Genomic DNA, 12,759 nt, shown 5'->3' on the forward strand with positions numbered 1-12,759 from the left:
CGAGGAGAGGGACGACCGATGACCACGCAGACCGAGGCGGCGAGCCGTCCGGACGACGGGCTCATCGAGCTCACGGGGCCGGAGCTGCTCGTGCTCCTGTCGCTCAACGAGGGACCCGCCGCCACGAGGACGCGCGAGAACCTGCGCCTCCCCGACGTGCCCGCCGACTCCCCCCTCCTCGCGGCGGGGCTCAGCTCGCTCGTCGTGCGGCGCCTCGCGCGTGTCGAGGGCGAGGTGCTCGCGCCCGTCGGCAACGTCGTCCCGCTCACGCGCGTCCTCACGACCGCGACCGAGTGGGTGGAGGCGGCGGCGATCGCGGACGAGCGCACCAACGCCGCGCTGCTCGTCGGTGCGCAGGGCGGTGCGGTCGTGCTCGAGCCGCGCCCGTTCGGCATCTGGCACGTGCGGCCGCTCCAGATGGGCGACCCTCTGCCCGAGGCCGCGTCGCGGTTCGTCCGGGCCGCGTTCGCGCAGCTCCCGGGGCGGCCGTTCGGGGGGAGCGTCAAGGTCGTCGACGCGTCCGGGGCCCGCACCGCCGCCGTCCGCGTCGAGAGCGACGGGACGTGGGAGATGACGAGCGGTCCGGCCGGCGACGAGCCCGCACCGTCCCCCATCACGCCCGACCCGACGTTCGGCGTGCTCGCGACCGCGGTCGCGTGACCTGCGGCCCTCAGAGGTCCTGGAGCGACGCCTCGCGCTCGTCGTAGGCGCTGCGCGCGGCGGCGATGCGCTCCTGGTGCGCCTCGGTCCACACGACGAGCGCCTTCGTCGTCGCGTGGAGGGAGCGCCCCATCTCGGTGAGGGCGTAGTCGACGCGCGGCGGGACGGTCGGGTAGACCGTGCGCTCGACGATGCCGTCGCGCTCGAGCTGGCGCAGCGTGCGCGACAGCATGCGCTGGCTGATCCCGTCGATCTCCCGCTTGAGCTCGGTGAACCGCATGACCCGCCGGTCGAGCAGCGCGATGGCGAGCAGCGACCACTTGTCCGCGATGCGGTCGAGGATCTGCCGCACCTCGCAGTCCTCGCGCGCGTCCCACTGCCAGACCTCGACGTCGCTCTCCCACTTTGCCGGTGGGCAGCCGTGACGGTCCTCGGAGGTCGGGGCGTCGTCGGGCGCGCCCGCGCGAGCAGCCTCGTGCCCGTCCGCGGTCCGTCCGCGCGCCGCCACGGTATCCACGGTGATACCTGGTGAGTCGAATGTGCCGTCTTCCATGCCTCCTGATCCTGACCCACGATGGGCTCGGTATCAAGAGGTAACCGAGTACCGAGCGGTACTCAGGAGGAAGGGGACGGGCATGACCGACGGGACGACGAGCCGCAGTCGTGAGCGAGCACGAGCGGCGGAACGCTTCAGCCTCCGGGACTGGGGGCTGCTCCTCGTGCTGTGCGGGGCGATCTTCCTGGAGGGCAGCGACATCGCGATGCTGTCCGTCGCGCTCCCCGGGATCCGCGCCGACCTGGGGCTCGCGACCGGCGAGCTGGGCGGGGTCGTGACGGCGTACGTCGTCGGGTACGGCGGGTTCATGCTCCTCGGCGGGCGCGCGGCCGACCTCTACGGCCGACGCCGGATGTTCGTCCTCTGGCTGCTCGTCTTCCTCGTGTTCTCCGGGCTCGGCGGGTTCGCGACCGACGGCTGGATGCTCCTGCTGTCACGCTTCGTCACGGGCGTGGCGGCCGGCTTCCTCACGCCCGCCGGGATGTCGCTCATCACGACGTCGTTCGCCGAGGGGCCGCGCCGCAACCGCGCGCTCGTCGTGTACGGCGCGGCGGGCGCCGCGGGCTTCTCGCTCGGGCTCGTCGTGGGCGGGCTCCTGGCCGCGATCCACTGGCGGTGGGTGTTCTTCGCCCCGGTGCTGCTCGCCGTCGTGCTCCTCGCGCTGGCCCTCGTCACGGTCCCGCGCGACCCGACGGGCCGCGTCCGCGGCGCGCTCGACGTCCTCGGTGCCGTCCTGGCGACGAGCGCCATGGTCCTGCTCGCCGTCGGCATCGTGCGCCTCGAGCACCCGGGCGAGGGGCTCGCGTGGACGGTCGCCGCGCTCGGCGGCGGTGCCGTGCTCCTCGCGGCGTTCGTCGCCCGGCAGCGCCGGGCGCCGCACCCGCTCCTCCCGCTGCGGCTCTTCCGGTCGACCGAGCTCGTGCGGGCGAACGTGACGGCGGTGCTCTTCGCGGGCGGGTTCTACGGGTTCCAGGTGCTCCTCACCCTCTACCTGCAGGAGCTGCGGGGCTGGACACCGCTGCAGACCGGGCTCGCGATGCTCCTCATGGCGATCGACGTCGTCCTCGCGCCCGTGCTCACACCGCGCCTCGTGGAGCGCTTCGGGGTGCCGCGCGTGATCGTCGGCGGTCTCGTCGCCGGGACGCTCGCGGCGGCGTGGTTCCTCGCGTCGGGGCTCGACTGGACGTACGCCGTCATGGTCCCGTCGATGGCGTTCGTCGGGGTCGCGTTCGCACTGGTCTACGGGCCGATCGCCATCGCGGCGACCACGGGCGTGACCGACGCGGAGCAGGGCGTGGCCGGCGGGGTGCTCAACACGGCGTTCCAGCTCGGCGCGGCGATCGGCATCTCCGCGGCGACGGCCGTCAGCGTCCTCGCCCTCGGCGACGCGACGGGGCCGGAGGCGGGCCTCGCCGCGTTCCACACCGCGCTGTGGGTCCCGGTCGCGGCGTTCGCCCTCGCGGCAGTCGCGATGGGAGCGCTGCGCCGCCGTCGGCCCGTCGTCGAGCCGGCCGGTCCCGCCGCCGCCGCGACCCCGGTCGCCGAGGCCGCCCTCCCGGAGCCCGCCCCGGCCCCGGTCACCCGTTGAGCGCAGGAGAACAGTCGCGTCCGGACGTGCCGGACGCGACTGTCTCGTGCACGCAGCGCAGGGCGCGGGCAGCGAGAAGCCCGCGGGCTGGAGGGTTCCTCCTGTCGTGCTGGACGAGGGCACGACACCCGCGGGCTCCGGTGGTTGCGTGGTACTCGCTCGCCGTCGGGCGTCTCCCCTCGGGAGACCCCGCCCGGTTCACGGGCTCACCGCATCCGGTCCGTTGCTGGATCGGTTGCGCGACGACTAGCGCGCAACCACCTCACGAGTCCGAAGAATCTTCACTTCCAGGACCACCTCCTTTCGCGTGTACGACGACGGTACGTCCGCCCCCCGCGGCGACGCCAGGGGTTTTCGCGCACGGCGTGGAACCGCCGAGATCGACCCGCCCGTCGCCGGATCGACCCACCGAGGGTCGATCTCGGACGTGCGGGTCGATCTCGCGGGTGCGCGCCGAGCGGCGACGCGCGCCGAGCTCACGCGGGGCGCAGGTGCGCCCACTCCTCGGGGTAGTCGTCGAGCCACGTGGCGAACGACTGCGCGGGGCGCTCGACGAGCCGGGGGACGGCGTCGCTCACGTGCGCGAGCTCGCCCGCGGCGATCGCCGTGTACGACGACACCCAGCCGTCGACCTCGAACCGCGGCACCCCGTACCGCTCGCGGGACGCGTACGCCTCGTCGACGGTCTCGGCGTGGTACGTGATGTCGCGGCCGGTCGCGGTGGTCAGGGCCTCCGCGACCTCGTCGAGCGTGAGGGCCTCGGGCCCTGTGACGTCGTAGGTGACGCCGTCGTGGCGGTGCGTGTCGGCGTCGAGCAGGACGACGGTCGCGACGTCCGCGATGTCGTCGTGCGACACGGACGCGACCCGCCCGTCGCCCGCGGGTCCGCGGATCACGCCGTCGTCGCCGACCATGAGCGCGAGCCCGCGGTGGTAGAGGTTGTCGCGCAGGAACGTGTGCCGCACGCCCGTCGCGCGGATGTACTCCTCGGTGCGCCAGTGGTCGCGCGCGAAGGTGAAGACGGCGTCCGGTGCCGCGCCGACGAACGACACGTAGACGAGGTGCCCGACGCCCGCCGCGATGGCGGCGTCGACCGCCGCGCGGTGCTGCGCGACGCGGTCGAGGTCCTCGCGGGCGGACACCAGGAACACGGTGTCCACGTCGGTGAAGGCGGCGACCATCCCGCGCGTGTCCGTGTACCCGTCGACGACGGCGACGTCCGACTCGGGGAGCGGGTCGTCGCCGAGGCGGGGCGCCCGGGCGGCGTCGCGCACGACGAGGCGCTGCGTCGCGCCCTCGGCGGCGAGGCGGAACGCGAGCTTCGACCCCAGGAGCCCGCTCGCGCCCGTCACGGCGATCCGCCCCGACCCCGCCCCGATCATCATGTCCTCACGGTAGACGTGGCGGTCGCGGGCCGCCCGGCGACCGGCCGCACGTGAGGAGCGCGCGCGCCTCCCGCAGAATGGGCCCATGACCAGTACCGAGGCCCCCGTGCCCTACCGCGTCATGACCGTCTGCACCGGCAACATCTGCCGGTCCCCGATGGCCGAGGTGGTGCTGCGCGACCGCTTCGAGGCGGCCGGGCTCGGCGACCGCGTCGTGGTGGACTCGACGGGGATCAGCGACGAGGAGCGAGGGAACCCGATCGACCGCCGCGCGCGGGCCGTCCTCGCCGAGCACGGGTACGTCGTCGACGGGACGCACCGCGCCCGACAGGTGCGCGCGGGCGACCTCGCCGCGCGGGACCTCGTGCTCGCGATGACGTCCCAGCACGCCCGCGCCCTGCGCCGCCTCGACGCCGCCGGCCCGGTGCGGATGTACCGCTCGTTCGACCCGGCCGCCCCCCGCGTCGCGCCGGGCGAGCCCGAGCACGTGCTCGACATCGCCGACCCCTGGTACGGCGGTCAGCAGGACTTCGAGGACTGCCTCGCCGAGGTGGAGGCCGCCGCGGACGGGATCGTCGACTTCGTCCGCACGCAGCTCGACGGCTGAGCGTCGGTCGGGCGGTCGCGCTCCGCCGCCGCGACACGCCGCGGACCCGGGCAACCGTCAGTGCGGATGCACGCGACGCAGGTCCGCTCCGCCAAGGCGCGCTCGCGGTCCTGTGGACCAGCGGAAACGTTCGAGGAACGCGTCGAGCACGGGGACGCGGCACAGGAGGACGAACAGCGCGTAGCCGAGCACGCCGCCCACGACGTTGAAGAGCAGGTCGTTCACATCGGCGATGTGGCCGCCCCCGAGCAGGTGCGAGGTGACGTACTGGACGACCTCGATCGCCAGGCTGAAGGCCGCCGCCGCCGCCACGGCGCGCCACCACGACGTCCGCGCCAGGAGGAGCGGCAGGAGCATGCCCAGCGGCACGAACACGAGGACGTTCATCACCGCGTCGGCGACCTCGTAGTCCGCCAGCGGCACGAGGGCCAGGTGGGCGTTCCACGGCGCGCTGCTCACCGGCTTGTCGAGGAAGATCGGGAACACCGTGTTGGCCACGACCCCGGCCGCATAGACGGCGAGCGCGAGCGCGACGGCGGCCCGCGGCACCGTGAGCCGGTCCGCGCGGCGCAGACGCCAGAGCAGCATCCCGAGCACGGCGGCAGCCAGGGGCACCACGACGGGCAGGACAGGGACCTCGCGAAACACTCGTACCGCTCCTTCTGCTGGGCACCTCGCGCACGACGTCGCCGACGGTAGTGCCGGACCGCCGTCGGAGTATCCACCGAGGGTGCGAGCCCCGACCCGGCGCCCTCCCCCTGCGGTGGGAGACGGCGTGTGCGCGGCGCCCGGGAGCGGCAGCACTCAGTTGATGATCTCGCCCCGCTCGTCGGACAGGAGAGCCGCCAGACGCGCGCGCCAGGCCGCCAGCGCCTCCTCGCTCAGCCGCGGCCAGTCGGTGACCTCGCCGACCACCCGCAGCGGTGCGCTGCTCCGGTACGACCGCGTCGGGTTGCCCGGGAACTTCTTGTCGGTGACGTTGGGGTCGTCCTCGAACGGACCCGTCGGCTCGACCCGGTAGACCCGAGGTGCCGCGTCGCCGGCCGCGAGCTCGGCGGCGAGGCCGGCGCCGTCCACGAGGGCGGTGAAGTACACGTGGTTCATGGTGACCTCGGGCCGGTAGTTCGACCGGAAGCCCGCGGTCAGCAGGTCGCCCTCCCGGAGATCGGCCTTGGTGCCGTGGAAGAAGGGCCCCTGGTCGAGTGTCTGGCTCACCTGCTCACCGTAAGGCCGCGGGTGCGCGGGGCGGGTCGCCCTGGGCGGGGTGCGGCGTCGTGGTCCAGCCCCGTCAGCGCTCCGCTCACCGGCGGCCGGCCCTCGTGCCGCGCAGCGTCCCGACGGCGGAGCCCACCGCGCGCGCGACGGCCCGCCCGGCACGGTGGGCGCCCGCCCCGAGGCGGGAGAGCAGCGGACCGAGGCCGCTCGCCGCCCGTGGTGCGTCGTCCGGCGCGGGTGCCCGGTCGTCGTCGGGCACGGGAGGCGTGGGACGCGGGAGGTACGCGCCGACCCACTGCGCGATCCGCCCGTACGCGAGCGCGCGCACGGGCCGGGCCGAGAGCACGACGTCGTGCAGGGCGCCGTCGAGGCGCGCGACCGTGACCAGATCGCCGAGCTGGACGGACCGCTGCGCGACGCCGTCCACGTCGATCGCCGTGTCCGTGTGCATCATCTCGGGCGTCCAGCGGGGCAGCAGCGTGCTGCGGGCGGAGAGCAGCACGAGCACCGGCGCCCCGATGGACAGGCCGCGCGCGACCGTCTGCTGCCCGTGGAAGACGGCGGACAGCCACGCGGGCGTGGTGCGGAACCCGTGCTGGGGGCGCCACGCGAGGTCGTACGTCCACTCGCCGTCGAAGTCCTTGCTCACCGATCGCGTGTAGAAGCCGAGGTCGACGTTCGGCAGCGGGCGCGTCGGCGTGAGCCGCGCCCTCGCCCCGATCACGGGCTCGAGCAGCAGGCGCCCGACCTCGCGCGTCTGGAACTCCAGCCACGGGCTGTTGAGGACGAGCGCCGCCGCGCGGCCGGGGTTCCGGGCGAGCCAGAGGCTGAGCGTCAGCCCGCCCGTCGAGTGGCCCATGAGCACGAGCTCGCGCGGCGAGCGCCCGTCGCCGTGGTGGCCGATCGCCGCGAGCGCGGCCTCGATGTCCTCGTCGTACGTCGCGAGGTCGGTGACGTAGCCGGGCGTCTGGCCGGGCCGCAGGCTGCGCCCGTACTTGCGCAGGTCGAGCGCGTGGAAGCGTGCGCCGTGCGCCTCCCAGAAGTCGGCGAGCTCGGTCTGGAAGAAGTAGTCGGACCATCCGTGGACGTACAGGACGTCGAGGTGCTGCCCGTCCCCCGCGGTGGTCCCTGCGCCGGCGCCGTCCGCCGCGGCTCCCCCGGGCCGACGGCGCCGCACGAGCGTGGCGACGACGTCGCCCTCGTCGTCGGGGGCGAGCGGCAGCGTGAGCTGCTCGTAGTCGTCGCCGAGGACGTCGGGCTGCCAGTCGGCCATGCGGCCGACCCTAGGCGCCCGGGCGCGAGGCCGCTCGGCGCGGCAGCGCCGGCGACGTGCCGCGCCCCCGACGTCGCGTGCGTCGGCAGGTCCGGGACCACCCGTACACCCCGCGGGTCCGCGCCCGGACGAGCCGTGCGGATCGTGTGGTTCTCCCTCATGCGCGACGCCGTGGCCCGCTTGCAGACTGGCGGGATCATCGGCCGACGGCGCCCGCCTCGGCCGCCGTGCGACCGAACTCGAGGTGCCCCGTGAGATCTCGTCCGACCCCGCTCCTCGCCGGAGCGGCCACCGTCGCCCTGGCGGCGGCCCTCGTGGGCGGCGCGGCCGTCGTCCCGGGTGCGCTCGCCCCCGCGGCCGCGGCCCAGTGCGCGGCCACCGCCTGGGCGGAGGGCTCGACGTACACCGCCGGGACCCAGGTCACGTACAACGGGCGCACCTACACCGCGCGCGTGACGCACACGGCCTACGTCGGGGCGGGCTGGACCCCCTCGTCGACCCCGACGCTGTGGTCCGACGGCGGAGCGTGCGACCCGACGGACCCCACCGACCCGACGGACCCCACCGACCCGACGGACCCCACCGACCCGACGGACCCCACGGACCCCACCGACTGCGCGGTGCAGGGCAAGCCGGCGGGCAAGGTGCTCCAGGGGTACTGGGAGAGCTGGGACGGCGCGTCCAACGGCGTGCACCCCGGCCTCGGGCACATCCCGATCGACGACCCCCGGATCTCCGCGCACGGGTACAACGTCGTGACCCTCGCGTTCCCCGTGATCCTCTCGGACGGCACCGTGCTCTGGCAGGACGGCATGGACACCGGTGTCGACGTGCCCACGCCCGCCGAGATGTGCGCGGCGAAGGCGAACGGGACGCGCCTGCTCCTGTCGATCGGCGGCGCGACCGCCGGGATCGACCTGTCCAGCCCGGCCGTCGCGGACCGCTTCGTGGAGACGGTCGTGCCGATCCTGCGCGACAACCACTTCGACGGGATCGACATCGACATCGAGACGGGGCTGTCGGGCAGCGGGAGCATCAGCACGCTGTCGACGTCGCAGTCGAACCTGATCCGCATCATCGACGGCGTCCTCGCGGAGATGCCGAGCACCTTCGGCCTCACCATGGCGCCCGAGACGGCGTACGTGACGGGCGGCAGCGTCGTGTACGGCTCGATCTGGGGCTCGTACCTGCCGATCATCAAGAGGTACGTCGACAACGGCCGCCTGTGGTGGCTCAACATGCAGTACTACAACGGCTCGATGTACGGCTGCAGCGGCGACTCGTACGGCGCCGGGACCGTCCAGGGCTTCCAGAAGCAGACCGACTGCCTGAACGCCGGACTGACGATCCAGGGCGTCACGGTGAAGGTGCCCTACGACAAGCAGGTCCCGGGGCTCCCCGCCCAGGCGGGAGCGGGCGGCGGCTACATGGCACCGTCGCTGGTGACGCAGGCGTACCAGCCGTACGCGTCGCGCCTCAAGGGCCTCATGACGTGGTCGATCAACTGGGACGGCTCCAAGGGCTGGACGTTCGGCGACAACGTCCGCGCGCTCCAGGGCCGCTAGCCGCTCGGACGCCGCTCCGCCGAACACGACATGGGGGTCGTTATCAGCCCGATAGCGACCCTCATGTCGTGCTCGGCGGGGGGTTGTGCGGGGCGGGGGGGAGTCGTGGAATCAGGCGGTCCGGTCGCGGCGGGCGCGCCAGCGTGCGACCTCGTGGTCCACGTCGCGCGTCGGGGTGACCACCGGCGGCCCGCCCAGGAGCTGGCGGCGGGCGTCGACGACGCGCGCGTTGAAGTCCGTCAGGATCTCGCGGACGGTCGTCTCGTCGAGCTCGCGGTCGAGCCGGTCGTCGAGCTCTCGGTCCTCCTGCCTGAGCAGCATCGCGGGCGGTCCCAGCCCGGTGAGCTGCTCGCGCTCGATGACCGACTTGAGCCACCAGTCGGGGTCGTGCGTCCCCGTGAGCCCGGGGATCGGCTTGCCCGCGAGCGGGAGGTCGTCGAACTCCCCGCGTCGGATGGCCTGGTCGATCACCGTGTCGACGTACATCGCTCGGTCCTCGGGTCGTACGCGCCGCGGTCCGCGGGAGCCGGCGTCGTCGTCCGGCTCTCGGGACGCCGCGGCGGGCGCCTCGCCCCCCGGCGGAGCGGGCGTGTCCGACCGCCCGGCCTCGTCACGCCCGGCCTCTCCGCGGTCGGACCTCTCGCGCGCGATCTCGCGGTCGACCCGGTACTGCGCGGCGCGCCGGACCGGGTCGTCGTCCGAGGTGGCGCGGGACCGTCGTCGGAACACGAGAACCTCCCCTGTCGGTGTCCCTCCACCCTAGGCAGGCTCCGCGACGCGGGACGAGGCGGCGGGTCAGCCGTCCAGGAGCGGGTGGTACCGACGCCGCAGCCCGCGGTCGACGGCGGCGACCACCCCGGCCACGGACAGCACCGTGTTCACGGAGGCGGGCAGGTCGGGCACGAACGGCGGCGTCCAGCCGGTGAACCCGGAGACGAGGTCGAGGAGCTGGGGCACCTGCGTCACGAGCGCGACCACGAGCACGACCCACGCGGCGACGCCGACGGCGCGGCTCGCCGTCGGGCGCTCCCGGTCCATGCGGTCGCGCCACGCCTCGGCCGTGCCGGGCATCGGCGGGACGTCCCGGACGTCGCCCACGGCGTCGACGACGCGCACGTACCGCACCCCGTAGAGGCTCATCCGGGCCTCGATCCGCGCGTCGCCGAGGTCGAAGCGGGCCCGGGACCGCTGCTCGTCGACGAGGCGCCGGTCGCGGTAGAGCCGGATCCGCTCGTCCCAGTCGAGGAAGTCCACGTCTACGACGTACTCGCGCCCGCCGTGCCACAGCACGAACGCGCTGCGCCACAGCACGCCCCATCCCCGGACCGGCCGGAACGTCTCGTTGCGACCTCCTCGCGCGTGATCGTCCCTCGCCCGGTCCTCGGAGCCGTCGTCCCACACGTCCTCGGCCATGCCGTCCATCCGACCCCGCCGGCCGACGACGGCGCGTCGCCCGGACGACCGATCCCTCGCCGTCGCCGACATCCCTCGAACGGATGACCGACCCGGCGCTAAACCCGGGGTTGTGCGCCGTCCGACCGCCGAACTCGCCCGCAACCCCGGGTTCGGCGCCGTGCGGCGGCGACAACCCCGGGGTCGGCGGTGGTCGGGTCCGTTGACCCGGCATGATGGCTTCATGTCTGGGTCGATGAAGGTCTCGCGCCGCTCGCACGTGCCGCCGTTCGCGGTGATGGAGGTGCTCGCGGAGGCGAACCGGCTGCGCGACGCGGGGGCGTCGGTCCTCAACCTGTGCGCGGGCGAGCCGTCGACGGGTGCGTCGGACGTCGTCCGCCGCCGGGCGATCGAGCTGCTGGAGCGCGGCGACCTCGGCTACACGGAGCCGCTCGGCGTCCCGGCGCTGCGCCGCGCGATCGCGGAGCACTACGACCGCTGGTACGGCGTCGATGTCGACCCGGCGCGCGTCGCGGTGACGACCGGGTCGTCCGGCGGGTTCCTCCTCGCGTTCCTCGCGGCGTTCGACGTCGGCGACCGCGTGGCGCTCGCCCGTCCCGGCTACCCCGCGTACAAGAACATCCTGCGGGCGCTCGGCTGCGAGGTCGTCGAGCTCGACTGCGGCCCGGAGACGCGCTACCAGCCCACGGTGTCGCAGCTCATGGAGGCGTACTACGACGGCGGCCTCGACGGGCTGGTCGTCGCGAGCCCGGCGAACCCGACGGGGACGATGATCCTGCCCGCCGAGCTCGACGCCGTCGCCACGTGGTGCGCCGACCACGACGTCCGGCTCGTGAGCGACGAGATCTATCACGGCATCACGTACGGCGACCCGGGCGCCTCGCCCGCCGCGCTGCCGACCGCGGCGCGGTACGTCGGCGAGGGCGCCGTCGTCGTCAACTCGTTCTCCAAGTACTGGGCCATGACGGGCTGGCGGCTGGGGTGGCTCGTGCTGCCCGACGAGCTCGTCGGTCCGGTCGACGCGCTCGCGGGCAACGTCGCGCTGTCGCCGCCCGCGCTCGCGCAACACGCGGGCGTCGCGGCGTTCTCGCCCGAGGGGTACACGGCCGCTGCGGAGAACCTGGCGCGCTACGCGGCGTCGCGCGAGCTCGTGCTGTCGCGGCTCGACGACCTCGGCTGGTCGCGCGTCGCCCCGGCCGACGGCGCGTTCTACGTCTACGCGGACGTCTCCGGCGACGGCCTGGACTCCGTGACGTGGTGCGAGCGGCTGCTCGCCGAGGCGGGCGTCGCACTGACCCCGGGCACCGACTTCGACGCCGTCCGCGGCGGCGACTGGGTGCGCCTCTCCTTCGCGGCGGCCCCGGAGACCGTCGCGGAGGCGGTGGAGCGCATCGTCGCCTGGCGCCGTACTCGCTGACGAGGTCGCGACGGCGGACGACCGCCCCGACACCGCGACCCGCGGGCCGAGAGCGCGACCGGCGCCCAGGGACTGGGTGCTCCCGCGGCCCGGAGGTCGCTGCCTCGCCGGTGTGGTCGCGCGGATCGTCCGTCCGCGCGAGGATCGTGCGGTGCCGACCGCCGCCTCGCCCGGACTGCCCCCGCGACCCGACGGCGCGCTGCGCCTCGCGACGTTCAACGCGCTGCACGGCGCCGCGCTCGACGGGACGGTCGACGTCGAGCGGTTCGCGCGCGCGGTCGCGTACCTCGACGCGGACGTGCTCGCGCTGCAGGAGGTGGAGCGCGACGCGCCCCGCTCGCAGCGTGCGGACCTCGTCGCCGTCGCCGCCGAGGCGCTGCGCGCCGACCACCGGCACTTCTCCCCCACCCTGCGCGGCGTCTCGGGTGCCTGGGTGCGCGCGGCGCGACCCGGTGCGGGCGTGCGGCGCGTGCCGGGCGTCGCGTCCTACGGGATCGGGCTGGTCAGCAGGTTCCCGGTCGCGCGGTGGTCGCGGCTCGAGCTCGACCGGATGCCGTGGCGCTCGCGCGTCCGGCGCCGGACGCCCGGTTCGGCGAGCGGGGCCGCGCGCCTCGTCCCGTTCCGCGTGGTCCCGGACGAGCCCCGCGCGGCGCTCGCGGCCGCCGTCGTGACGCCGTGGGGACCGCTCACGGTGGTGACGACCCACACCACGTCCCGCCCGGAGTTCACCGCGGACCAGTTCCGGTCCCTCGTCCGGGCGTGCGCGCCGCTCCCCCGTCCGCTCGCGCTGCTCGGCGACCTCAACCTGCGCGCGCCGGAGCCTGCGGAGCTCAGCGGCTTCACGTCCCTCGCCGACGTGCTGACCCACCCGACGGACCGGCCCGTCCGCCAGATCGACCACGTCCTCGTCGACGCCACGCCCGGGCAGGCGACGATCCGGGCCCTCGGCCCCGCGACGGCCGTCGACACCGGCCTGTCCGACCACCGCGCGGTCGTGGTCGACGTGGTCGTCGGACCGCAGGCGGGCGCCACCGCCTGAGCGCTACGCTCCGAGCGACGGCGTCGACGCGAGGGAGCGGT

General features: G+C 74.6%; 13 protein-coding genes. 6 read left to right on the plus strand and 7 right to left on the minus strand.

Features of this window, described 5'->3' with window-relative positions; all coding sequences use genetic code 11:
• The first annotated feature begins 18 nt into the window (after window positions 1–18).
• Window positions 19–660 carry a hypothetical protein gene (locus NHH00_RS09655; protein ID WP_253051633.1) on the plus strand — a complete coding sequence of 214 codons (642 nt, stop codon included), beginning with the start codon at window positions 19–21 and terminating at the stop codon, window positions 658–660.
• Window positions 661–670: 10 nt separating this feature from the next.
• Here NHH00_RS09655 and NHH00_RS09660 read toward each other — a convergent pair whose 3' ends face one another.
• Entirely contained in the window at window positions 671–1,213 is a 543-nt protein-coding gene (locus NHH00_RS09660; protein ID WP_253051634.1) for a winged helix-turn-helix transcriptional regulator, read from the minus strand.
• A gap of 82 nt (window positions 1,214–1,295) precedes the next feature.
• On the opposite strand from NHH00_RS09660, the gene NHH00_RS09665 reads away from it, so the two are divergent.
• Window positions 1,296–2,804 carry an MFS transporter gene (locus NHH00_RS09665; protein ID WP_253051635.1) on the plus strand — a complete coding sequence of 503 codons (1,509 nt, stop codon included), beginning with the start codon at window positions 1,296–1,298 and terminating at the stop codon, window positions 2,802–2,804.
• A gap of 476 nt (window positions 2,805–3,280) precedes the next feature.
• Here NHH00_RS09665 and NHH00_RS09670 read toward each other — a convergent pair whose 3' ends face one another.
• Window positions 3,281–4,189: an SDR family oxidoreductase gene (locus NHH00_RS09670; protein WP_253051636.1), complete on the minus strand. Its 909-nt coding sequence runs from the start codon at window positions 4,187–4,189 to the stop codon at window positions 3,281–3,283.
• A gap of 85 nt (window positions 4,190–4,274) precedes the next feature.
• Between NHH00_RS09670 and NHH00_RS09675 the strand changes: the two genes are divergently transcribed.
• Window positions 4,275–4,796 (plus strand): low molecular weight protein-tyrosine-phosphatase, encoded by a 522-nt coding sequence (locus NHH00_RS09675; RefSeq protein ID WP_253051637.1) that lies wholly within the window; start codon window positions 4,275–4,277, stop codon window positions 4,794–4,796.
• Between the two features lie 57 nt (window positions 4,797–4,853).
• On the opposite strand, the gene NHH00_RS09680 is transcribed toward NHH00_RS09675, so the two are convergent.
• From NHH00_RS09680 to NHH00_RS09690, 3 genes are all read right to left on the minus strand, one after another.
• Window positions 4,854–5,444, minus strand: coding sequence for a VanZ family protein (locus NHH00_RS09680; protein WP_253051638.1), 591 nt, complete (start codon window positions 5,442–5,444; stop codon window positions 4,854–4,856).
• A gap of 156 nt (window positions 5,445–5,600) precedes the next feature.
• Window positions 5,601–6,011, minus strand: coding sequence for an NAD(+)--rifampin ADP-ribosyltransferase (gene arr, locus NHH00_RS09685; protein ID WP_253051639.1), 411 nt, complete (start codon window positions 6,009–6,011; stop codon window positions 5,601–5,603).
• A gap of 85 nt (window positions 6,012–6,096) precedes the next feature.
• Complete coding sequence (locus NHH00_RS09690; protein WP_253051640.1) at window positions 6,097–7,284, minus strand: alpha/beta hydrolase; 1,188 nt, start codon at window positions 7,282–7,284, stop codon at window positions 6,097–6,099.
• A gap of 251 nt (window positions 7,285–7,535) precedes the next feature.
• Here NHH00_RS09690 and NHH00_RS09695 point away from each other — a divergent pair, with 251 nt between their 5' ends.
• Window positions 7,536–8,849: a carbohydrate-binding protein gene (locus NHH00_RS09695; protein ID WP_253051641.1), complete on the plus strand. Its 1,314-nt coding sequence runs from the start codon at window positions 7,536–7,538 to the stop codon at window positions 8,847–8,849.
• 111 nt (window positions 8,850–8,960) lie between these two features.
• On the opposite strand, the gene NHH00_RS21220 is transcribed toward NHH00_RS09695, so the two are convergent.
• On the minus strand, window positions 8,961–9,335 hold the full coding sequence (locus NHH00_RS21220; protein ID WP_374614724.1) for a DnaJ family domain-containing protein: 375 nt from the start codon (window positions 9,333–9,335) through the stop codon (window positions 8,961–8,963).
• Between the two features lie 309 nt (window positions 9,336–9,644).
• Entirely contained in the window at window positions 9,645–10,262 is a 618-nt protein-coding gene (locus tag NHH00_RS09705) for a hypothetical protein (RefSeq protein ID WP_253051643.1), read from the minus strand.
• Between the two features lie 235 nt (window positions 10,263–10,497).
• On the opposite strand from NHH00_RS09705, the gene NHH00_RS09710 reads away from it, so the two are divergent.
• On the plus strand, window positions 10,498–11,679 hold the full coding sequence (locus NHH00_RS09710; protein ID WP_253052486.1) for a pyridoxal phosphate-dependent aminotransferase: 1,182 nt from the start codon (window positions 10,498–10,500) through the stop codon (window positions 11,677–11,679).
• 151 nt (window positions 11,680–11,830) lie between these two features.
• Window positions 11,831–12,718, plus strand: a complete 888-nt coding sequence (locus tag NHH00_RS09715; protein WP_253051644.1) for an endonuclease/exonuclease/phosphatase family protein — start codon at window positions 11,831–11,833, stop codon at window positions 12,716–12,718.
• Window positions 12,719–12,759: the final 41 nt, after the last annotated feature.

Origin of the sequence: Cellulosimicrobium cellulans (genome assembly GCF_024124905.1) — a bacterium.
Lineage (GTDB): Bacteria > Actinomycetota > Actinomycetes > Actinomycetales > Cellulomonadaceae > Cellulosimicrobium > Cellulosimicrobium cellulans_G.